This window comes from Variovorax sp. 01N429, from assembly GCF_056399425.1.
Genome location: NZ_JBFTRG010000005.1, coordinates 120,123 through 140,931 on the forward strand (window position 1 = coordinate 120,123; position 20,809 = coordinate 140,931).

Annotated in this window: 20 protein-coding genes; 10 read left to right on the forward strand and 10 right to left on the reverse strand. The window is 61.5% G+C overall.

Going from position 1 to position 20,809, the window contains the following annotated elements:
* Positions 1–3: 3 nt before the first annotated feature.
* Both AC1DSF_RS11040 and AC1DSF_RS11045 read right to left on the reverse strand, forming a co-directional pair.
* Positions 4–306: a DUF2007 domain-containing protein gene (locus tag AC1DSF_RS11040; protein ID WP_478127476.1), complete on the reverse strand. Its 303-nt coding sequence runs from the start codon at positions 304–306 to the stop codon at positions 4–6.
* Between the two features lie 14 nt (positions 307–320).
* Positions 321–752, reverse strand: a complete 432-nt coding sequence (locus AC1DSF_RS11045) for a DUF3717 domain-containing protein (RefSeq protein ID WP_478127477.1) — start codon at positions 750–752, stop codon at positions 321–323.
* A 409-nt stretch (positions 753–1,161) separates the two neighbouring features.
* On the opposite strand from AC1DSF_RS11045, the gene AC1DSF_RS11050 reads away from it, so the two are divergent.
* Genes AC1DSF_RS11050 through AC1DSF_RS11060 form a run of 3 tightly spaced genes read left to right on the forward strand, consistent with a single transcriptional unit; the run spans position 1,162 to position 2,786 of the window.
* Complete coding sequence (locus AC1DSF_RS11050) at positions 1,162–1,899, forward strand: TerC family protein (protein ID WP_478127478.1); 738 nt, start codon at positions 1,162–1,164, stop codon at positions 1,897–1,899.
* A gap of 50 nt (positions 1,900–1,949) precedes the next feature.
* Positions 1,950–2,417 (forward strand): hypothetical protein, encoded by a 468-nt coding sequence (locus AC1DSF_RS11055; protein ID WP_478127479.1) that lies wholly within the window; start codon positions 1,950–1,952, stop codon positions 2,415–2,417.
* Positions 2,418–2,432: 15 nt separating this feature from the next.
* Positions 2,433–2,786 (forward strand): phage holin family protein, encoded by a 354-nt coding sequence (locus AC1DSF_RS11060; RefSeq protein ID WP_478182831.1) that lies wholly within the window; start codon positions 2,433–2,435, stop codon positions 2,784–2,786.
* 15 nt (positions 2,787–2,801) lie between these two features.
* Here AC1DSF_RS11060 and AC1DSF_RS11065 read toward each other — a convergent pair whose 3' ends face one another.
* Complete coding sequence (locus AC1DSF_RS11065) at positions 2,802–4,388, reverse strand: M48 family metalloprotease (protein ID WP_478182832.1); 1,587 nt, start codon at positions 4,386–4,388, stop codon at positions 2,802–2,804.
* A gap of 51 nt (positions 4,389–4,439) precedes the next feature.
* Between AC1DSF_RS11065 and moaC the strand changes: the two genes are divergently transcribed.
* From moaC to AC1DSF_RS11100, 7 genes are all read left to right on the forward strand, one after another.
* Entirely contained in the window at positions 4,440–4,922 is a 483-nt protein-coding gene (moaC, locus tag AC1DSF_RS11070) for a cyclic pyranopterin monophosphate synthase MoaC (RefSeq protein WP_478182833.1), read from the forward strand.
* A gap of 229 nt (positions 4,923–5,151) precedes the next feature.
* Positions 5,152–5,637: a type IV pilin protein gene (locus AC1DSF_RS11075; protein WP_478182834.1), complete on the forward strand. Its 486-nt coding sequence runs from the start codon at positions 5,152–5,154 to the stop codon at positions 5,635–5,637.
* Positions 5,638–5,656: 19 nt separating this feature from the next.
* Positions 5,657–6,253 (forward strand): GspH/FimT family pseudopilin, encoded by a 597-nt coding sequence (locus tag AC1DSF_RS11080; RefSeq protein ID WP_478182835.1) that lies wholly within the window; start codon positions 5,657–5,659, stop codon positions 6,251–6,253.
* A 55-nt stretch (positions 6,254–6,308) separates the two neighbouring features.
* Positions 6,309–6,710, forward strand: a complete 402-nt coding sequence (locus AC1DSF_RS11085) for a type IV pilus modification PilV family protein (RefSeq protein ID WP_478182836.1) — start codon at positions 6,309–6,311, stop codon at positions 6,708–6,710.
* A gap of 1 nt (position 6,711) precedes the next feature.
* Positions 6,712–7,869 carry a PilW family protein gene (locus tag AC1DSF_RS11090; RefSeq protein ID WP_478182837.1) on the forward strand — a complete coding sequence of 386 codons (1,158 nt, stop codon included), beginning with the start codon at positions 6,712–6,714 and terminating at the stop codon, positions 7,867–7,869.
* Positions 7,857–8,573 carry a pilus assembly PilX family protein gene (locus tag AC1DSF_RS11095; protein ID WP_478182838.1) on the forward strand — a complete coding sequence of 239 codons (717 nt, stop codon included), beginning with the start codon at positions 7,857–7,859 and terminating at the stop codon, positions 8,571–8,573. Before AC1DSF_RS11090 ends, AC1DSF_RS11095 begins: the two co-directional genes overlap by 13 nt.
* Before the next feature lie 45 nt (positions 8,574–8,618).
* Complete coding sequence (locus tag AC1DSF_RS11100) at positions 8,619–12,563, forward strand: pilus assembly protein (protein ID WP_478182839.1); 3,945 nt, start codon at positions 8,619–8,621, stop codon at positions 12,561–12,563.
* A gap of 1,139 nt (positions 12,564–13,702) precedes the next feature.
* On the opposite strand, the gene AC1DSF_RS11105 is transcribed toward AC1DSF_RS11100, so the two are convergent.
* The 7 genes from AC1DSF_RS11105 to sucD form a co-directional block, all read right to left on the reverse strand.
* On the reverse strand, positions 13,703–14,209 hold the full coding sequence (locus AC1DSF_RS11105; protein WP_478182840.1) for a pilin: 507 nt from the start codon (positions 14,207–14,209) through the stop codon (positions 13,703–13,705).
* Positions 14,210–14,427: 218 nt separating this feature from the next.
* On the reverse strand, positions 14,428–15,234 hold the full coding sequence (locus tag AC1DSF_RS11110; protein WP_478182841.1) for a 3',5'-cyclic-nucleotide phosphodiesterase: 807 nt from the start codon (positions 15,232–15,234) through the stop codon (positions 14,428–14,430).
* A gap of 35 nt (positions 15,235–15,269) precedes the next feature.
* Entirely contained in the window at positions 15,270–17,537 is a 2,268-nt protein-coding gene (locus tag AC1DSF_RS11115) for a CHASE2 domain-containing protein (protein WP_478182842.1), read from the reverse strand.
* Between the two features lie 42 nt (positions 17,538–17,579).
* Entirely contained in the window at positions 17,580–18,233 is a 654-nt protein-coding gene (locus tag AC1DSF_RS11120; protein WP_478182843.1) for an FHA domain-containing protein, read from the reverse strand.
* A gap of 67 nt (positions 18,234–18,300) precedes the next feature.
* Complete coding sequence (locus AC1DSF_RS11125) at positions 18,301–19,110, reverse strand: Stp1/IreP family PP2C-type Ser/Thr phosphatase (RefSeq protein ID WP_478182844.1); 810 nt, start codon at positions 19,108–19,110, stop codon at positions 18,301–18,303.
* Between the two features lie 16 nt (positions 19,111–19,126).
* The gene (locus AC1DSF_RS11130; protein ID WP_478127496.1) at positions 19,127–19,816 is read right to left on the reverse strand and encodes a TerC family protein; all 690 of its coding nucleotides are present in this window, start codon (positions 19,814–19,816) and stop codon (positions 19,127–19,129) included.
* Positions 19,817–19,908: 92 nt separating this feature from the next.
* Complete coding sequence (sucD, locus tag AC1DSF_RS11135; RefSeq protein ID WP_478127497.1) at positions 19,909–20,802, reverse strand: succinate--CoA ligase subunit alpha; 894 nt, start codon at positions 20,800–20,802, stop codon at positions 19,909–19,911.
* Positions 20,803–20,809 lie beyond the last annotated feature (7 nt).

Here is a 20,809-nt window from a genome sequence, read left to right on the forward strand (position 1 = left end):
AGCCTAGCTCGGCATCATTTCGCCACATTGCCAGCACTGTTCGAAGCCGCCTTCGACCAGTTCGCCGCACACGCATTGCCAGCGGCGTTGGGGCCGATGGCGCAGTTCATGCAAGAGGCGCTCGGCGAGCGCGAACTGCGCGTCGTCCTCGATCCAGATTTCGGGCAGGCACTGGTCCGGAGGCAGTTGGCCCGCTGCGGCACCCAGATATTCACGCTGCACCGACGCCTGCACGCCGTCTTCGCGCAATGCATGCAACCACAGCGTCGCGATGGCCAGATTGGGGGCTTGGACGAGGCGGCGCATAGATTGAGGCGAGGCTACTCGGTGCTCGCTGCAGTATCGGAGACCTCGCGGGCGCGCTCCGCGTATTTATTGAAGCGCCAGGCCGAATCCTGCATCGTGATGCGCCGCCAGGTCGAGCGTTTCTCGCCCGGCGTCATGGCCGGCCAGTGCTGGACCTCGTCGAAACTTCGCCCGCAACCCTTGCATTCGTCATCACCTTGGCTGGTGGAGCAGATGGCGATGCACGGCGTATCGGGCGTGGTCTGGTACCACGTCAGCCATGCGTCCCATGCCTTCGACGGAAAGCCGACTTCATCAACCTCGTCTTCGTGGTGGAACACCATGAGCGCGTACACCTCGGCCAGCGCCCGCAGTTCGGGCGCAAGCGTCACGCCGTCGGGCGAGGGCTTTCGGCCGCGCCAGAAGTTGATGGCGGCCTCGATGTCGGTGATGTGAATGGCGGCCATACGGACGAAAAAAAGCGAGCGGCGATCATAGTCCCGACAAATCCCGCCGTGCCCGAAGGAATTGATCAGCTCTCATATTCATAGCAACAACTTCTTACCCGATGCGGCCCGCCAGCGGCTTTCGCTCAAGGCCGAAGCTCCGCCCGGTTGCCACACATCAGGCGCAATGCTCTAATTCCGCCACGAAGGGGAGTAGCTCCCGCTCGCTTTTCAGCGGGCATCGTCAGGTCGTCAATACGAAGCATCACACTTCCGGCCTTTCGGGCAGTCACGCGCTGTCGAGCAAGACCTTCGATTTGAACCCCTGCTGGTTTGATCGAAGCGATTGCGTGTTCCTCGAGGGCGTTGGTCCTCACCCGCCCGCTTCATCCGGCCCCTACGGGATGAATCGAAACGAACAGAGGACTTTATGGAACAGTTTCTGACGCCCGAGTTTTGGGTTGCCGTCGGTCAGATCATCATGATCGACATCCTGCTCGGCGGCGACAACGCGGTGGTGATTGCGCTGGCATGCCGCAAGCTGCCGCCGGCGCAGCGCACCAAGGGCATTCTCTGGGGCACCGCTGGCGCCATCGTGCTGCGCGTGATCCTGATCTTTTTCGCGCTCACGCTACTCGCCATACCTTTCCTGAAGCTCGCGGGCGCAATCCTGCTGGTCTGGATCGGCATCAAGCTTCTCGCACCCGAGCACGACGACCCCCACGGAAACATCGCTGCCAGCGACAAGCTCTGGGCCGCGGTCAAGACCGTCATCGTTGCCGACCTGGTCATGAGCGTGGACAACGTCATCGCGATCGCCGGTGCGGCCGAAGGTGCCGGCGAAGGCCATCAGATGTCGCTCGTGGTTTTCGGGCTGCTCGTGAGCATTCCGATCATCGTCTGGGGCAGTCAGCTGGTCATCAAGCTGATGGACCGCTTCCCGATCATCATCACGCTCGGAGGGATGCTTCTGGGCTGGATCGCCGGCACCATGGCTGTCTCCGATCCGGCCGTGGCGAACGCCGCCGCGTGGACATGGGTGCCCAAGCTGCCCCAAAGCGACGTGGTCCGCTATGCGGCCGGTGTCGCCGGCGCGCTGCTGGTACTGGCCATCGGCAAGTGGGTGGCCGCGCGCCGCCCGAAACCTGCCGACACGGTCACCGTTTGACGTAGCGCTCGATGTCTCTGCCACTACAACCATCGCAAGAAGGAGCTCCCATGGAAAAGATCATTCTGTACGTTGATGACGCCGCCTACGCCCGCGAATTTCTGGCGAAGATGGCAGCGGAAGCGAACGGTCGGGCTCCGCGGCATTGGGTGCTGGTGGCTTGCGCGCCGCGCATGACCCGTCGCATCAGCAAATGGGTCAGCCACAGTGCGCGCGAAAACTGGCGGAGCAAATGGTTCGCCAAGGTGCAGGAGCAATTAGTGCCTGCCCTGCAAAGCGAGGAAGGCGATCGCGTCACAAGGGTTCTCGCCGAGGGGCCGCTCGCCGACCTGACCAAGCGACTGAGACTGGAGCATGGCGTGGCGCAAGTCGTCGATGCGCGCCGTCCAAAGGCCGGGCTCGACCTGGAGCCCGTGGCAGCGGACGTGGCGCCTCCCGGGCGCTCGAGCTGGGCGCTTCCCAGTGCCCTGCTGAGCATGGGTGCGCTGATGATGCTCGCCGCCGAGTTCACCGACTGAATACGCGCCCAGCCAATGCGCCTTGTCATCAAATGGCTGCTCAGCGCACTGGCGCTGCTGGCGGTCACGTATATCTACAGCGGCGTCCAGGTCACCAGCTATGGCTCGGCACTGCTTGCGGCGGCGGTGATCGGCCTTCTGAACATGTTCGTGCGGCCGGTTCTGGTGGTGCTCACGCTGCCCGTGACCATCGTCACGCTCGGGCTCTTCCTGTTCGTGATCAACGCGCTGCTCTTCTGGGCGGCTTCAGGGTTGCTTTCGGGCTTCCACGTCAACAGCTTCCTGGCCGCCCTCATCGGATCGTTGCTCTATTCGCTGCTCGGATTGATCATCGAATCGGCGCTGGGTGGACTCTTCGCCCGGGCTTGAGCGGCGCCTGGTCGTCTATTTGAGGGGCGGCTCTGCGGCCTGTTCTCTCGCGAGAGCCTCCACCGCGCGCGCTCGGGTATCGATGATCGATGCCTCGTAGTTGTCGATCGGCTCACCCCCAGCTCCGCGCGCGTTGTTGCGGATCATGTCCTGCGCCGCCCTGAGCCGATCCCGCGCGGCCGGATAGTCCAGCACCGCGATGTTGGACTCAGCGTCCGCGCGCACAGCGCGAACCGGATCGTTCTGGGCGCCATACAAATTGGCCAACGTGCGCCAAGCCGTCGCATCGCGAGGATGCGTGGCGACCCAGTCCCGCAATGGCTGAACCATCGGCGCCGGGTTGTGCACGGCAATGGCGGCCTGCGCAGCGAGCAGCATTTCAGGACGATCCTTGGCCTTGGGATTGAGCAGCGCCTGCGCCGCCGGTGCGGAGCCCGCGACCAACTCGATCTCGGCCGAAAGCAAACGGGCCAGTCGCGCCGACGGTGCGTCGTCCGCAGTTCGAGTGACGAGCCGCTGCGCCAACGAGCGGGCTGCCTTGAAGTCGCGCAATTCGCTCGCCGACAACGCCGCTGCGTAAAGCATTGCCGCCTGTTGCGCTGGCGAGCTGCGCGCGAACTCGCCGGTTGACGGCGCATCGACCCAGAGACGCAGCACATCCACGCCTGGCCGCGTCAGCACCCTCGCACGGGCGGAGATCATTGCGTGATCCATCGCCAGCGGCAGGGCGCCCGACTTGCCGGGCTGAAGCTGGAAGCGCGCCTGCATGTCCGCGATGCGTTCGCCCGTCAGCGGGTGGCTGCGCAGATAGGGGTACGAGCCGTTGTCGTTGAGTCGCGACGCGTACTGCAGCTTTTCGAACATCAACGCCGCGCCCTGCGGGGCATAGCCGGCCTGCGTCATCACGCCGAATCCGATGCGATCGGCCTCGCGCTCCATGTCGCGCGAAAAACTCAGCTGGCTCTGCGCAAAAGCCGCCTGGCTGCCCATCATCACTGCCTGGCCGGCATCGGGATTGCGGCTCTTGCTTGCGGCGAGCACGCCCAGGATCATGCCCGCGAGCATCAACGGAAACTGCTTGTTCTGCTTGGACATCATGCGCGCGATATGGCGCTGCGTGACGTGCGACATTTCGTGCCCGAGCACCGTGGCCAGCTCGTCGCGGCTGCCGACAATCGCGATCAGCCCCAGGTTCACGCCGAGGTAACCACCGGGCAACGCAAATGCATTCACCTCGCGGTCGCGGCCCAGGAGGATCGTCCACGCAAAGCGTTCGTCGAGTTCGGGCGTGAGCTCGCCACGGGTGCGCGCCGCCGCGAGCAGGCGTTGCCAGATGTCGGTCACATATTCGATCAGCACCGGATCGTCGATGTAGTCCGGGTCGCGGTACAACTCGCGCGCGATCTGATCGCCCAGATGGCGCTCGGCAGTGGCCGTCATTTCGGCGCCGTCGCCCATGCCGGGCAGTTGCTGGGAGCGGACGGGGGCCGGCAACACCAGCTGGGAGGCGATCACCAGGGCTGCGCAAAGGGCACGCAGCGGGCGGCGGACGCGTACTGCAGGTCTGGAGGAGGATTCAGAAATCGTGGTCAAGCGCGGCATTCCTCTTCAACGGCTCGGCTCGTATGATGCGGCACTCCGCGGAACGTTCATATGAGCTCTCTCACCCATTTTGATGCCCAAGGCCAGGCGCACATGGTCGATGTTGCAGCCAAGCCCGCGACCCATCGCGTGGCCGTTGCTACGGGACGTATCGAGATGCTGGCGTCTACGCTGGCCTTGGTCGAATCCGGAACCGCCAAGAAGGGCGACGTGCTGGGCGTGGCTCGGATCGCCGGCATCCAGGCAGCCAAGAAGACCAGCGATTTGATTCCGCTTTGCCATCCCCTGGCGCTCACGCGCGTGGCGGTGGCGTTTGCGCTTGTCGAGGGCGAGCTCCCGCACGTGAGTTGCACCGCGACGGTGGAGACCGTCGGGCCGACCGGCGTCGAGATGGAGGCGCTGACGGCTGTGCAGGTGGCGCTGTTGACTGTCTATGACATGTGCAAGGCGGTGGATCGGGGGATGACGATCAGCGGGGTGCATGTGTTGGAGAAGCATGGGGGGAAGTCGGGGAGTTACATCGCCGGCGAATGAACGCCTGCACTTTTGCTGGCTTCTTCAGTCATCGCACCCGGCGCCAACGCCCGGATCAGGGCAGATGTAGCTCCCGGAGCATCCTGCCGGCACCCGCCATAGCCAAAAGTTGATAGAAGGCGCTTTATGGCCGACTGGCGGTTTGCGGGTCAGTATCGGGCCGGACACAATCTGAAACGAATTTGCCAGATTGCAAAGCGGTTACCCCCGTACTTCGAAAGCACTCACCGTGAAAAAACAGGTCAGCTTCCGTTTCGGTGCGCGACAGTCGCGCGCTCATGGTTTTACTCTGATCGAAGTGATGATCGTGGTCGCAATCATCGGGATCCTGGCCGCCATCGCCCTGCCCGCTTACAACGACTACATCCGCAGAGGCCAGATCCAAGAAGCGTTCGGCTTTCTTTCCGACTACCGGACAAAGTTGGAACAGTACTACCAGGACAACCGCAATTACGGTACTAGCGCTGGGTGCGCCACCGACCCGACAGCCAACGCCTGGAACAATTTCGCGCCGAGCAGCGCGAAGTACTTTGCTTTCACCTGTGCCACCAACGACGCCGCCCAACAAAGCTACATCGTCACTGCGACCGGCAACGCGGGCGCTGCGGTAGGGCAAACGTACACCATCAACCAGAACGGCGACCGCACCACCACGCAATTCAAGGGCAGCTCGGTCACAGCGTCGTGCTGGCTCATGAAGTCGCCTACTTGCTGACGACACGACGAGCCCCACTATGCGTCAACGCGGCTTCTCGCTCGTCGAACTCATCGTCACCCTTGCGGTGCTGGCAACGATCCTTGCCATCGCGGTGCCAAGCGTGGGCAACTGGCTTGGCAACGCTCGTATTCGAAACGTCGCGGACTCGATTCAGAACGGAGTCCAGATTGCACGTGCCGAAGCGATACGGCGCAATCAGAACGTGTCCTTCTGGCTGGTTGCACTCAACGATCCCGGCGTTCTCAGCAACGATTGCACCCTTTCGGGAACAAGCGGTTCCTGGATCGTAAGCATGAATTCTCCGGTGGGCCATTGCGCGGACGCTCCTTCGACCACGTCCTCGCCAATGCTCGTCACCGGGCGAGCAGTCGGTGACGGGGGTGCCGGTGCCACGGTCGCCTCCGTTCGATCCGACGGCACGCCCGGAAAGAGCCTGACCTTCGACGGTTTTGGAAGAGTAGCCAACACAGACCCCAACACAGGCCCCATCAGTCAAATCAACATCACTGGCGGCACATCGAGCATCGACTTGAGCGTCATGATCTCACCGATGGGACTGGTGCGAATGTGCGACCCCCGCGTGAACAGCGCCACGGATCCGCGCAAGTGCTGAAGCGAGAAAGAACATGCACGCCCCACTGAGAAACCGCAGCAGACACGGGATCGCTGTGCGACACCACGTTCGTGGCATTGCGTTGCTCGAAGTCCTGGTCGCGATGTTGATCTTCATACTTGGCGTGATTGGACTCGTTGGCTTGCAGGGCGCAATGACGCGCGCGCAGACCGAGTCGAAAGTCCGCGCTGACGCTGCCCTGCTCGCAAGCGACCTTGTCGGGCGCATGTGGTCCGATCTGACGAACATGGCAACCTACAGCGGCAGCGGTTGTGCCTCCAAGGCGGCCTGCAGCGAATGGCAGAGCAAGGTGGCCACGACGCTTCCCGGTGGCGTTGGCGCGGTGGCCGTCGATGCTCCGACTGGTGACGTATCCATCACCATTACCTGGACCATGCCCGGGGGGCAATCGCACAAGTTCGTCACGAGCACCACGGTTGCGAAAGCGGGGAGCTGACATGCGCACCATGAATTCGACGTTCCACTCGTCCTCGCGGGAAGGCGGCTTCACCTTGATCGAGCTCATGGTCGGCTTGGTGCTGGGCATGCTGACAGTCTTGGTCATCGCTCAAGTATTGGTACTCGCCGAAGGAAAAAAGCGATCGGTTTCGATGGGTGCCGACGCGCAAGTCAATGGCGCGATGGCGCTCTACACACTGCAACGCGAGATCCAGATGGCGGGCTACGGCACAACCTCGAGCCTCGATGCGTTGGGTTGCACAGTGAAGGCGCAATTCGACACGAATGCCGCATTCACGTTCACGCTGGCTCCGGTCGTGATCAACGACGGTCCCAATGGTGCGCCAGACACAATCACTTTGCTCCGCGGCCAGACGTCGGGCTTCTCGGCGCCCATCGGACTGTCAGGCGCTCATACGAACACCGACGACCACTTCGCCGTCAACTCGTCCTTCGGCGCGGTCGCTGGCAACATGATGATCGCGGTGCCGCTGTCGCAGACCCCCGGCACCAATTGGTGCACCTTGTTCAGCGTCACCAACGACAGCGCCTCTCCGAGCACTACGTTGAGTCCTACTGTCATCCCACACGTGCTGACCACCACGAGCAAGGGCAAGTGGAACCAGAACAGCGTGCTTCCCGCCGGCGGCTACGCCAAGGACGACTATCTGCTGAACGTTGGCTCCATGCTTTCGCGCAGCTACTCAATCGATACGGCCAACAGCGCGTACAACCTACAAGTCAGCGACCTTTCTCTTGTAAACGGCCAACCCGGTCCCGCTCAAGCCCTGTATCCGCAGATCGTCAACCTGCAAGCGCTGTATGGCAAGGGCACGAAGGACGCAAGCGGAAATGTCATCGTCGACACGTATGACAACGTCACGCCGCTGACCAATGCCGAGTGGCAGCGAGTGGTCGCAATCCGAATCGCCGTCGTGGCGCGTAGCAATGAATACGAAAAAGACCTTGTGAGTGCAAGCGAGCCGAAATGGGACGTGGGCGCGACCGCAACGATCACAGGTCCCGCCACGACCACGTGCAACGGCACCAGCAAGTGCATCACCCTCAAAGTGGATCAACTGGCCGAGTGGCAGCACTACCGCTATAAGGTCTACGACGCCATCGTGCCCTTGCGCAACGTGCTATGGAATTCCTGAGTATCACCATGCATCTCGACGCATCCCCCGCCATTCCGAAATTGCAACCTCAGCGCGGTGTTTCGCTATTGTTTGCGCTGCTGGCGCTGGTCGCCTTGTCGCTCGCAACACTTGCACTGGTGCGCTCGGTCGATACCAGCACGCTGCTCCTCGGCAACATCGGCTTCAAGCAAGACGCGACTTCCGCTGCGGATCAGGCAGCGCGCCAGGCCATCAACTGGCTGACGCTCAACAACGCCACCTTGAATACAGACATCCCCGCTAACGGCTACTACGCCAGCACGCGAGAACTCGCGGCGGACGGTGTCACTGTCAAGCCGCCGATCGATGTCACAGGCCGGATGTTGGCCACCACCGCCGACCGCCAACTGGTCGACTGGGACGGCAATGGCTGCCAAAGCGCTGCCAGCGGAACCTATAACGGCTGCAGCGTGTTGACAGCAAACGCCGGCACCATCAACGGCAACGCCGCTCGCTATGTGGTGTTCAGGCTTTGCTCGAAGCCGGGCGACTACCTCACCGACAACACCATCACTTGCGCCCAGCGGGCCGCCAGCACCGGATCGTGCGGATCGAAGGGAGGGTTGAGCTACAGCGACACCCCCCTGTCGTGCTCGACAACCAGCGCGTACTACCGTGTTGTTGTACGGGTGCTTGGGGTGCGCAACACAGCTAGCTACACAGAAACAATCGTGCATTTCTGACGAGGGAGCGCCGACCGGCGCCAACGGAGAGAGGAACCTGCTGCCATGAAGAACAAAGCGACTGCCGCCTCGACGGCGCCTGGGCAATTTAGAGGTGTGAGCCAACGCGCGGCATTGACGCTCGCTTGCGCTCTAGTGCTTGCAGGCTTCGGACAACTCACGCGAGCCGGGGTGACTGATCTCTCGAATCAGCCCTTGGCCACGCGTCCCACCGTGCAAGCCAAACCCAATCTGCTGTTCATCCTGGACAACTCGGGCAGTATGGATTCGGCCTACATGCCGGACGACATGAGCGGAACCAGCACCTATGGCTACCGCTCGGCGCAATGCAATGGGGTTGCCTATGACCCGACGCTCACTTACTCACCGCCGCTCAATGCAGACGGCACGTCATATCCGAATATCACCTTCGGCGCCGCGGTGCCGGTCGACGGCTTCGTCACGTCAGGCACCACGGTCGACCTCACCCAGTCCAGCAACAACTACTACTACAGATATTCGGGCACTCAACCCAAGATGGGTTGGGTCTATGACTCCAGCGGTCCGGTCAACAACACCTTCTACCAAGAGTGCTCGACCTCTAGCGGTTCAACGAGCAATCTGTTCACCAAAGTCACAGTCACCGTCAACTCCACCGAAGCGCAAAACTATGCGAATTGGTATTCGTACTATCGCAAGCGCTATCTGCTGATGCGCACGGCAATGGGCCGCGCGATCGCCGCGCTCGATTCCAGTTACCGCGTAGGATTCAGCACGATCAGCGACAAGTCGGCAGTCGACGGCACCAACAACTTCCGGGACGTCAAGGACTTCGATAGTACGCAGAAGACAAACTTCTACAGCAGTCTCTACAACGCGTCTCCAAGCGGCAATACACCGCTGCGAGGCGCTCTCTCGAAGGCTGGCCGCTACTTCGCCAAAAAGGTCAGCGGGCAGACTTACGACCCGATGCAGTACTCGTGCCAGCGGAACTACGCGCTGTTGTCGACTGACGGTTATTGGAACACCGGCCTGGAGAGCACGAGTGCGCCGAAGTTCGGTCCTTATCAACTCGACAATTCGACACTGGTTGGAAGTCCCGATAGCGCCGAACTGCGGCCCATGAAGGACGACGCCACTAGCATCCTGACGACGGTCACAACCTATACCGCCCAGGCAACGCGAAGCGCAACTGCCAATTACTCAAACACGTGGACGTGGACGCGTACTGCTGTCACGGTTTCGTCGACAAATACCGGTACCAACAAGAAGCCCAAATATTCTGTGTCGACGCAGACGCAGGTCTATACGGAGAACACGCAAGCGCGAACGGATACCACTCCTCAGTCCGCAACGGCCACCTACACCGTGACGGTCGTCAGTAGGGACGGTGTGGCCGGCAGCCCCGTCACCAGTCCGGTGACCTATTCTTCATGGAACAACACCGCCGCCGCGACTTCCAATATCGTCCCCGGCATAGACAAAGGCGCACCGAATGCCGGCAGCGTCTGGGTAAACAGTGGAAATCCGGTCGTCAGCTCGCAGTCCACTGCTGGCAATGACAAGCCGAGCTATTCGAACCCTGTCAACAACGGGTATGGCAGTTGGGTCGCGGGAACAAGTGGCACCTCTTCCCCTGTGATTGGGCAGTACACGTCGAACACTGTCACGACGCCTTCGACCTCGGGAGGCTCGCCCAACACATTGGCCGACGTCGCCGACTACTACTACAACACCGACCTGCGAAACACCTCACTGAGCAATTGCACTTCTACGAGTTCGGGCAGCAGCCAGGATGTGTGCGCCGACATCGTTCGACCCGCAGGTGCGGACACCAATACCAAGCAGCACATGAACACGTTCACCATCGGTCTTGGGGTGAGCGGAACCTTGCCCTACGACCGGAACTACCTGACGCAGAAGGTCGGCACTTACGTAGATCTCACCAGCGGCGCATTGGATTGGCCGACTCCCGCGTCAACAAGCAATGGCGGCAATGCAACGAACGTTGACGACCTCTGGCACGCTGCCGTCAACGGTCGCGGCCAATATTACTCAGCCCTCAATGCCGGCCTCTTGGCGGATGCCATCAACGGCGTCATCACGTCTGTTCAGCAGATCTCGGGATCGGCCTCCGCGGCCTCCACCAGTTCGCTCGAACTCGTTGCGGGCAACAACAACCAGGTCTACAAGGCGAGCTACACCACGGAGTCCTGGACCGGCGACCTCCAGGCCTATGCGCTCAATGGCGCAGACGCCACCATCGCGGCCACTCCGACCTGGTCAGCGCAGAGCAAACTCGATTCGACACCTGTCGCCAATCGCGTAATCTACTTCAAGGGAACGAGCGGCTTGCAGAGCTTCGACTACAACAATTTGAGCTCGACGCAGCAGGGCTATTTCAACAATCTTTGCTCCCAAGCCTTGATGGCCGCGCAGTGCGCCACGCTTTCGCCCGACGACAAAGCGCTCGCCAACACCGGCACTAACCTGGTTGACTATCTCAAGGGTGTCCGAACCTACGAGGCGGTCGTCACGACAGCCTCCACCGGCATCAGCGTTACCACCAACGCGCTCTATCGCAAGCGCGACCACTTGCTCGGCGACATCATCAATGGTGCGCCGGTCCATGTCGGCGTGCCGCCCTTCAAATACGGAGACGCCGGCTACGCCGATTTCGTCGCGGCACAGAAGACACGCAAAAACGTGGTGTATGTCGCCGCGAACGACGGGATGTTGCACGCGTTTTCGGCCGACACCGCAGACGGCGGCACCGAACTCTGGGCCTACGTGCCCAGCGCAGTGATGCAGAATCTTTACAAGCTTGCAGACTCGACCTATGCGTCGAAGCACCAGTATCTCGCAGACGGTGCGCCGGTCATGGCCGACATCAAGGTAGGAAGTACCTGGAAGACAATTCTCGTCGCGGGGCTCAATTCAGGGGGTAGCGGCTACTACGCGCTTGATATCACCGATCCGAACAGCCCGAAGGCACTCTGGGAGTTCACCGACGCCAACATGGGCTTGACCTACGGCAACCCGGTGATCGCCAAACGCGCTGATGGCACCTGGACCGTCGCAGTCAGTTCGGGCTACAACAACACCAGCGGCGACGGCAAGGGGCACTTGTATTTGCTCAATGCGAATTCTGGCGCCAAGCTCCTGGACATCTCCACTGGCGTAGGCAGTTCCACCGATCCGAGTGGGTTGGCCAAGATCAACGCCTGGATCGACAACCCGACTGACAACACGGCCAAGCGCTATTACGGCGGTGACCTGAAGGGCAACGTCTGGCGATTCGACGTCGACAATCTCGTCGCGCCTAAACAGGGTGCCCTGCTGCTCGCCAACCTGCAGATCGACACGAACACCCCTCAACCGATCACGACCAAGCCCGAGTTGTCGGAGCCCTCCGGCAAGCCCGTAGTGATCGTCGCAACGGGGCGCTACCTCGGTACATCCGACATCGCTGACACGACACAGCAAAGCGTGTACGCCATCAAAGACAACTTGAATGCGACCGGGTGGGGTGATGTGCGCGCCGACACCACAAACTTCGTGCAGCAGACCTTCACGCTGAATGGACCTTCGAACACAGCCACCAGCGCCGCAGTCTCGGACACCACTGTCGACTGGAGCGTCAAGGGCGGCTGGTGGATTGACTTGCCGCATTCGGGCGAACGCGTCGCTACCAGCCTGGGGCTGCAATTCAATACGCTGGCGATTGCAAGTGCTATTCCGAATGGCGATGCCTGTGCCTCAGGCGGCTCGTCCTGGCGCTACTTCCTCGATGTGACGAATGGCGGTGTGGTGACTACCAACCCCTCAGGCGAGCAGTGGAGCAGCAACTCGCTGATCGTCGGCCTGAGCTGGGTCAAGGACACCAACGGCAATGTGCGCATCATCGAGCAGGGCAGCAACGGTGACATCAGGACTGAGATTCCGCCGACACAATCGTTGACTGGGACCGGCAGTGCGCATAGGAGTTCTTGGCGTGAATTGACGGATTGAGGGGTCGTGCGCTGAACTGGAGACGACACACCGGAAGGAACAGACCGCCAGGACAACATTGCGGAGGCCCCGACCGCGCACGGATTGTTGGACCATTAGCATCAAACGGACTCCGGCGTCTGTTCCACGGAAGGGTTGATGATGCGCGTGCCGCGGCTCAAGAGGTTTCCAGTGGAAGCGGCCAGTCGCCCCACATGAGATCTGAAGCCAATCCGGAGATCGTGCTGTCCATCTGCTAGCTGGACATCTCCGAGAGGCGAATTCCGCATGCTCGGCGGCAGCGACTATATGGCTCAAGCACGCGCCAGAGCTTGTGGGGCGTCGTTGCGGGCACCGTCGCGCGGGCCCGCCGTTACCGAAGCAATCCAACTCGAGTTGAGACGCGACGCTCGGCGTGAGCGTCTTATGGCGCGTCTCGGCGGCGCTCAAACGCGCAACTTGGTTTCGCGAGCTGTTGCGACGATCTGCATCGAATGCCCTATGGCTGTGCACGCCAGCCGGTGGGTATCGTGACCGCGCCGAGCGCTTGATGACTCACGCACGAGGCTCGCGTTGGCCTTCTGCAGCTGCACCAGCAGGTGGTGCTTGCGCGCATGCAGGCGACGTTGGCGGCGAGTCCTCGATACGCCCAGCCCGGACGCAGCTTTTGCGAGAGGACTTGCTCAAAGACTTTTTTAAGACACGCACCCCGGAGTTCTTCTTGCGGACATCGAGCACGGTCTCGAACAACTAAGCCTTCTCGTTGGCCTGCTGAAGTTGCACTTCGAGGGCCTTTATCTTTTGCTCGGGAGTGAGCGGCGCCGCAGGCGCACTGGAGGAAGAGGTTTCTTGATCGGAACTGCCATGGGCGTCGTGATGATGCCGACCCCAATTCTGACGGTCATGTTTGCGCAGTCACATCAGCACCTTCGAGCGGCCCTGGATGCAATAGGGCTCCCGGGTTTGTTATTAGGTGAGTTCGCTTTTTCTACCCGCTCAATGATCGAGAGCTTAAAAGTCAGCCTGTAGTCACACTGGGCGCGTCTAACGCCGTTTTGATTCGACTTTTCTTCGAGGAAAAAGTGTCGACCCAGAGCAGGACGGTCAACGCGACGAAAAAAGCCGCCCGAAGGCGGCTCTCTTTGAAGCGCTGTGGCGAATTACAGACCGCCGAGTGCTGCTTGGCGGCAGCTTGCTGGGAAGAATTTCAGATCCGCGGTTGTGGCGTCCGTGTAGCAAGACCAACCAACTATAGGGGTCATGACATTGTTCGTGATGCTGATGGCTGTGGTGCGAGCCGTATCTGAGGTAGGCTGCAGCGTGAGCTTCTTGCCGTCTGCCGCAGAACCGGTGCCTTGCACCGTGACCGTGATTGCAGCGGTGGTGTTACTAACCGCCAAGCCAGTGACATACTTTGTGGCAGTCGTGCTGCAGCCGGCTTGGTCGGCATCGGCCGGAAACACGTTGTTGGTTTGCAGGAACTCGGCGGTCGCCGTCTTGCAGCCGTCAATCGCGAGCATTGCTTCGCTAACCTTCGAGCGGACCACATAGTCTTGGTAGGCAGGCAAAGCCACAGCAGCCAGAATACCGATGATCGCCACAACGATCATCAATTCAATAAGGGTGAAACCCTTTTGCACATTGCGTGCGATGGAACGACGGTTCATTCAGTTACTCCAGTTTGGTTTGAGGGCCCGAGGCGAGCCCCCGGTGCGTTCATCTAACCGCAGCATCCATGCCATGCTGCCGCACGCCTGTTGACGTCGATCCCGCTGCCAATTTGTTCACGTTCGCGTTACAACGCGTGACAATCTTCGTTGTTACCAACAAACACTGCGACAATTTTTGTCACTCCACTGGCAAGAGTCGTCAGACGGTCAGACGGTCAGACCGTCAAAACGCCAGCCGCCTGCAACCACCGAATGTCCCACCCCTGCTTCCCATGTCGTTGGGACCCATGCGCCAGCAAATCGATCTGGCTCATGATCTCGCCCGTCTCGGCCGGCTTGGTGTGGGTGATATAGATCGGATAGTTCTTGCCCTCAGCGATCTGCGCCAGTTCGCTTGCCAGCGTCGAAGGCGAAAGATGCAAGCTCCGCTGAGCCAGCGCTTGCTCTCTATTGCTGAACGCAGTCTCGATCACCAGCATCGCGACATCGAGCTGATTCACCCGATCCCAAAACGGCGCATTGCGCTCGGTATCCCCGCTGAAAACCCAGTTCGGCCCCCCGCGCGCGCATCTCACGGCGTAGCCGCAAGCCGGAACGGTATGCACCGCAGGCAGCACTTCGATGTGCTTGAGCGCCCCCGTCCCAAGCTGCAACTGCTGCCCGATCACCAGGTCGTGAAAGCTCACGAACGGGGCCTCACGACTGGGGATGCTCGCAAAGTCCGGCCAGATGACGTTATTGAAAACATGCGCCCGCAAGGCTTCGATCGTTGCCCGCAGCGCATGCACCCGCAGTGGCCGCGCCCGGTTGTTTGCAACGGAGTCAAGCATCAACGGGAGTGCGGCGACGTGATCGAGGTGCGAGTGCGTCAGCACCACGTCGTCGATGGCGGCCATTTCGTCGAGCGTCAGGTCGCCGACGCCCGTGCCGGCGTCGACCAGCAGGTCGCTATCGACCAGAAAAGAGGTCGTGCGGCAGTCCTTGGCAATGGCGCCGGAGCACCCCAACACACGCACCTGCATTTGGCGAGACCTTTGCCCTTTCAGCCGCTTGGCCGCTATTTCGATTCGAACCGGGTCGCACCGTCCCAGGCTGGGTCCTTTGGCTGCAACGAAAGCGAGGCTAATCGCTGCGCATAGAGCTGGTAAAGGACTTTTTTCGCATCCGTGGCGTGCAGGGTTGCCAGCATAACTTGACCTTGCCGCCATTCCTGCGCGCGATAGGCAGCAAGAACGCGATCCCAGCGCTCGAGTTCGCCGTCGTGGGATTCCGCCATGCTGCCTCGCAAGCCGACGGGGGTGAAGATCCGGACGATCTTCATTTTTCCCTGGACGCGAACGCGATCGAGCTCTTGCCAGACGAACGACGGTGCAAGCGATTGGGTCGACTCGCTGGCGACGATTTCGACCCCGTAGTGCACGCCCAGGCCTTCGATTCGCGACGCGAGATTCACGGCGTCTCCGACGACCGTATAGCTGCGGCGGACGGCCGAACCCATGTCCCCGACGCTCATGACGCCGGAGTTGAGACCAATCCCGATGCTGATCTGTGGGCGGCCTGTCTTGCGGTGCACTTCGTTCAGCTCGCCCACGGCCGCGCTCATGTCCATCGCCGCGCGGACGGCAAGCTCCGCGTGGTCGGGCGTATCGACAGGCGCGCCCCAGAACGCCATGACGCAATCGCCCATGTATTTATCGACTGTTCCGCGATGCGCGCTGATGACGGCAGTCAGGCGGCTGAAGATGGTGTTCAAGAAATCCTGCAGCTCGACAGGCGCCATCTGTTCGGCCATTTGGGTGAAGCCGCGCATGTCGCAGAACATGACGGTCATTTCCTTGCTTTCCGCGCGCATGCTGTAGCGCTCGGGGTCTGCCCGCATTTCGGCGACCAGCTCGGGTGGCACGTAGGTGCCGAACAAGCTGGCCAGCCTGCGACTGGCGCGCGATTCGACCAGGTAACCCCAGCTCATGTTCAGCAAGAACGCCGCCACGATCATGATGACGGTGGCTCCCAAGGGCAGCACGAGATTGGCATACAGGAACAGCCATGTATTGATGCCCACCGCCGCGCCGCCGACAAGCAAGGCAATCAACAAGGCACGAGGCGCGCTGCTGAGCGAAAGCCCGAAAGCGAGCGCGAGACCGGCAATGAGCACGACGACCAATTCATAGCCGGGGGCGTAGTCCGGAACGCCGCGCACGCGTCCGTCGAGCAGCCCGGAGATGATGTTGGCGTGCACTTCGACCCCGGGAAAGGCGGCGCCCCCCGGGGTGGATCGCAGGTCTTCAAGGCCTGGCGCTGTCGAGCCGACGAGAACGATCTTGCCTTTCAGTTCACCGGGTTCTAGCGCACCGTGGATGGCATCGGCGGCAGGGACATGGCGAAAAGAGCCGCCGGATGCGCCGCCCGGTCCGCGAAACGGGACGAGCATGCTGGCGGTCGCGTTCACCGGAATGCGTTGAGTACCCGATGCGGTTGCGACGGCAAGAGCTTCCAGAGGGGGTGGCCCGGCTTGGTGGCCAGTCGACGCGAAGATGGGTCGAATGGCCTCCGAACCGACCGCCATCCTGTAAACGCTCAGGGCCATGGATTCGTAATAGCCTGGTTGCGCGACTTCGCCCGTATAGCGGGCGATCAACGGCACCGATCGGACGATGCCATCCTGATCCGCATCGAACACCACGTTGAGAAAGCCGGCTGCGGGCGCCACGCGCGCAAGCTGGGGGATGCTGCCGACGAAGCCGTTCCACTGAGTCGTGTAGATGCGTCCTTCGGGGAAGGCATCGGCTGGCAAGACGGGTGCGGGCAGCTGTCCTCGGGTGCGCGGCTCTCGCGTCTGCTTAAGGTAGAAGCCAAGCGAAACGGGCCGCCCGGCCAGCGTGTTCGCGAAGGCGGCGTCGTGATCGAGTTCGAAGGCGAAGCGCTTGATTTCCTCGACGACTTCGGGGCGGTCAGACAAAGGCCCCTGCGCCAGCCGCCGGAGCGGGTCCACGCCTGAGGTGCCGTCGGGTTCGACAAAGAGCACGTCGAAGCCCAGCACCTTGGCTTGCTGCCGATCCATGATCTCGGTGGTGAGTTTCGCCAGCAGGTCACGGCTCCAGGGCCATTGGCCGAGCTGCTGCAGGCTGCGATCGTCGACATCGACGATGACGACGCGCGGATCGAGCGTTCGCGGCATCGTTGCGCGCAGGCGCGTGTCATAGATGAAGTAGTCGAGCGCCCCGACGAAGGGGAGATGCCAGCCACCCACCACATGCGCTATGGCGAACGCGACGGGCAAGAGAGTGACGGCGATCCGCGCCCAGCGCCGGCGCAGCCCAATCATTGCTGCCGGCGCCCGCGGGTTGCTGTGTCCCGCGGAAAAAGGTCAGCCGACGACGAACTGCATTCGAGTACCGCCCAGCTCGAGCACGTCGCCGTCTTGCAAGGCAACCGCTTCGCTGCCGAGCGGCTCGCCATTGAGCACGGTTCCGCCATCGATGGGCGCCACGACATAGCCGTGCAAGCGCCGGGTGACAGCCGCCACGGCGACGCCGGGCTTGCCGATGGTCGTGACGACCTTCTGGAGGGAGAGTTCGCGTCCGGCGCCGCTGCCAGAAAGGACGCGGATGACCGCGACACCGGCGGTGCCGCCGCCAAGGGGAGACTGGACGGTCGGCGCAGACGAGAGGGGGATGGGGCCGGACGGAACGGGCGGGACTGTGGCACGGACAGCAGCGGCGTTCTCGGATCCGCCCGTCGCGAGGTAGCGAACTTTGTACTTGCCAACCTCGATGATGTCGTTCTGCTCGAGCGCCTGCTTCTTGATGGCACGGCCGTTGACGTAGGTACCGTTGGTGCTGTTGAGATCTTCCAGATAGACATCGCCGCCAATCAAGTGCAGCACGGCATGTTCGCCGCTGATGGCGAGATTGTCGACCACGATGTCGTTATAGGGCCGGCGGCCCAGCGTGGTCCGGTCCTTGGCAAGCGTCACTTCCTTGATGACGACGCCGTCGATCGACACGATCAATTTCGGCATGGCCGACTCCTGGATCTCATTTTTCTATTCACAGTAGGTCCCTGCGGCGACGGTCCCTTGATTTTGGCTATCCAGGTTCCTCGGACCGTCCGCTTCCGCTCGCTCGGGCCAGGACAACGGAAATGTTATCCCGTCCCCCATTCTCGTTCGCAGTTGCAACCAAAAGTGTTGCCTTTTCGGGCAGTTCTATATTCTGTAACAAAAGTGTGAAAAGCTGCGCGTCCGACACCATCTCGCTCAAGCCGTCGGAGCAGAACAAAAAGAGGTCGCCCGCCCGAACGCTGTGCTCGTGCATTTCGAGTTCGACGTGGCGCTCGATACCCAGGGCCCTCGTCACGAGATTGCGGTGCGGCGACTGGATGGCCTGCTCTGGCGTGATCGCCCCCGCGTCGAGTTGCTCCTGCAAAAGGGAGTGGTCGCGCGTCAGCAATTCGAACTTTTCTCCGCGGAGCCGATAGCAGCGGGAATCGCCGATGTGGCCGACGATGGCTCGCTGCTGCCCGAAAGCGGCCAGCACCAGGGTCGTCCCCATGCCTTGCAATTGGAGGTTCGCGATGCCGGCTTCGAGAATGGCCGCATTCGCCTCGTCGGTGCCGGCCTGCAAGGCTCGGCGAACCGCCTTTGGGTTTGCCTGGGGGCCAGCGTGCGCCAGCCATCGGCCGAAGCTGGCTTGCAGCAGCGCGATCGCCATGCCGCTGGCGACTTCACCGCCGTTGTAGCCGCCCATTCCGTCGGCCAGGAGAACCAGACCCAGCGAGGCATCGAAGGCGATGGTGTCCTCGTTGTTGGCGCGTATCCGCCCGGCGTCGGTGAGGGCGGCGAAATCCCAGGTCAAAGTGCCGATGTCCGGAGTTGCTGGTGCGCCCAAGTTCGCCATGGTCGTGAGTGGGTGATCAGGCGATCAGCTTTTCAGCGTGTCCGCGGCGTTGAAGCCACCGGCCAACCAGAACCACGAAGATGGCACCGGTGATCGCGGCGGCGTAATGCAGCCACGGGTTGTTTGCCTGGACGTCGGCAAGGATGGTGTCGCTGACGATCGTCTCGCCGCCGACCCAGCCGATCAGCGCTGCGCCGAGCATGACGATGATGGGGAAACGTTCCATGAGCTTGATCATGAGCGTACTGCCAAAAATCACCAGCGGAATACTGATTGCCAGTCCGAGGATCAGCAACACCATGCTGCCCTGGGCCGCTGCCGCGACGGCAATGACGTTGTCCAGGCTCATGACGAGGTCGGCCAGCAAAATGGTTCTTACCGCCGCAAACATGCTGCCGTATTCCTTGTCCTCGCCGCCATCGTCTTCCTCTTCGCCGAGCAACTGGGTGCCGATCCACAACAGCAACGCGCCGCCGACGATCTGCAGATAAGGCAGCGCCAGCAACTTGGCCGCGACGACCGTGAGAATAATGCGCAGAACCACTGCGGCCCCGGAACCGAACAGCACGGCCGTGCGCTGCTGCTGGGGTGGAAGCGAACGCGCCGCCATCGCGATGACGACGGCGTTGTCGCCCGAGAGAATGATGTTGATCCAGACGATCTTGACAAGACCGATCCAGAAGTCCGCGGTTTGCAAAAGTTCCATGTCTCAAGCCACGTGTTATTGATTGAAAAAGCGCCCGCAACCTGAATTGCGGGCGCTTTTTCTTGTGTGGTTCACACCGCTAGGCGCGATTATCAGATAAGTGCCTTCAGGCGCTTGGCGAGCTCAGAGAAGTTGCGCGTCACGGTGAATCCGCATTCTTCCATGATGGCCAGCTTGGCGTCCGCTGTATCAGCGCCGCCGGAAATCAGCGCGCCTGCATGACCCATGCGCTTGCCGGGAGGGGCAGTCACGCCGGCAATGAAGCCGACGATCGGCTTCTTCATGTTGTCCTTGCACCAGCGTGCCGCGTCGGCTTCGTCGGGGCCGCCGATTTCGCCGATCATGATGACGGCGTCGGTGTCGGGATCGTCGTTGAAGGCCTTCATCACGTCGATGTGCTTGAGCCCGTTGATCGGGTCGCCACCGATGCCGACAGCGCTCGACTGGCCAAGACCGATTTCGGTCAATTGCGCCACGGCTTCATAGGTGAGCGTGCCCGAGCGGCTGACCACCCCGATACGGCCCTTCCGATGAATGTGGCCGGGCATGATGCCGATCTTGATTTCGTCGGGCGTGATCAGGCCGGGGCAGTTCGGGCCGAGCAGCAGCGTCTTCTTGCCGCCGGCGGCTTCCTTGGCCCTCATCTTGTTGCGCACTTCGAGCATGTCGCGAACGGGAATGCCTTCGGTGATGCAGATCGCCATGTCCAGGTCGGCCTCGACGGCTTCCCAGATCGCGGCGGCAGCGCCAGCCGGCGGCACGTAGATCACGGACACGGTCGCGCCGGTTTGCGTGGCTGCTTCCTTGACGGAGCCGAAGATCGGGATGTTGAAGATCGACTCGCCGGCCTTCTTCGGATTCACGCCGGCCACGAAGCAGTTCTTGCCGTTCGCGTATTCCTGGCACTTTTCAGTGTGGAACTGACCGGTCTTGCCGGTGATACCTTGCGTGATGACTTTGGTGTCTTTGTTGATGTAGATCGACATGACGTTT

Excerpts from the sequence above, each read along its gene's own strand:
- AC1DSF_RS11105 (WP_478182840.1), bottom strand. The coding sequence starts at position 14,209 with ATGAACCGTCGTTCCATCGCACGCAATGTGCAAAAGGGTTTCACCCTT.
- AC1DSF_RS11090 (WP_478182837.1), top strand. The coding sequence starts at position 6,712 with ATGCGCACCATGAATTCGACGTTCCACTCGTCCTCGCGGGAAGGCGGC.
- AC1DSF_RS11050 (WP_478127478.1), top strand. The coding sequence starts at position 1,162 with ATGGAACAGTTTCTGACGCCCGAGTTTTGGGTTGCCGTCGGTCAGATC.
- AC1DSF_RS11125 (WP_478182844.1), bottom strand. The coding sequence starts at position 19,110 with ATGGCGAACTTGGGCGCACCAGCAACTCCGGACATCGGCACTTTGACC.
- AC1DSF_RS11080 (WP_478182835.1), top strand. The coding sequence starts at position 5,657 with ATGCGTCAACGCGGCTTCTCGCTCGTCGAACTCATCGTCACCCTTGCG.
- AC1DSF_RS11055 (WP_478127479.1), top strand. The coding sequence starts at position 1,950 with ATGGAAAAGATCATTCTGTACGTTGATGACGCCGCCTACGCCCGCGAA.
- AC1DSF_RS11060 (WP_478182831.1), top strand. The coding sequence starts at position 2,433 with ATGCGCCTTGTCATCAAATGGCTGCTCAGCGCACTGGCGCTGCTGGCG.
- AC1DSF_RS11115 (WP_478182842.1), bottom strand. The coding sequence starts at position 17,537 with ATGATTGGGCTGCGCCGGCGCTGGGCGCGGATCGCCGTCACTCTCTTG.
- AC1DSF_RS11065 (WP_478182832.1), bottom strand. The coding sequence starts at position 4,388 with ATGCCGCGCTTGACCACGATTTCTGAATCCTCCTCCAGACCTGCAGTA.
- AC1DSF_RS11100 (WP_478182839.1), top strand. The coding sequence starts at position 8,619 with ATGAAGAACAAAGCGACTGCCGCCTCGACGGCGCCTGGGCAATTTAGA.
- AC1DSF_RS11120 (WP_478182843.1), bottom strand. The coding sequence starts at position 18,233 with ATGCCGAAATTGATCGTGTCGATCGACGGCGTCGTCATCAAGGAAGTG.
- AC1DSF_RS11095 (WP_478182838.1), top strand. The coding sequence starts at position 7,857 with ATGGAATTCCTGAGTATCACCATGCATCTCGACGCATCCCCCGCCATT.
- AC1DSF_RS11110 (WP_478182841.1), bottom strand. The coding sequence starts at position 15,234 with ATGCAGGTGCGTGTGTTGGGGTGCTCCGGCGCCATTGCCAAGGACTGC.
- AC1DSF_RS11130 (WP_478127496.1), bottom strand. The coding sequence starts at position 19,816 with ATGGAACTTTTGCAAACCGCGGACTTCTGGATCGGTCTTGTCAAGATC.
- AC1DSF_RS11045 (WP_478127477.1), bottom strand. The coding sequence starts at position 752 with ATGGCCGCCATTCACATCACCGACATCGAGGCCGCCATCAACTTCTGG.
- AC1DSF_RS11040 (WP_478127476.1), bottom strand. The coding sequence starts at position 306 with ATGCGCCGCCTCGTCCAAGCCCCCAATCTGGCCATCGCGACGCTGTGG.
- moaC (WP_478182833.1), top strand. The coding sequence starts at position 4,440 with ATGAGCTCTCTCACCCATTTTGATGCCCAAGGCCAGGCGCACATGGTC.
- sucD (WP_478127497.1), bottom strand. The coding sequence starts at position 20,802 with ATGTCGATCTACATCAACAAAGACACCAAAGTCATCACGCAAGGTATC.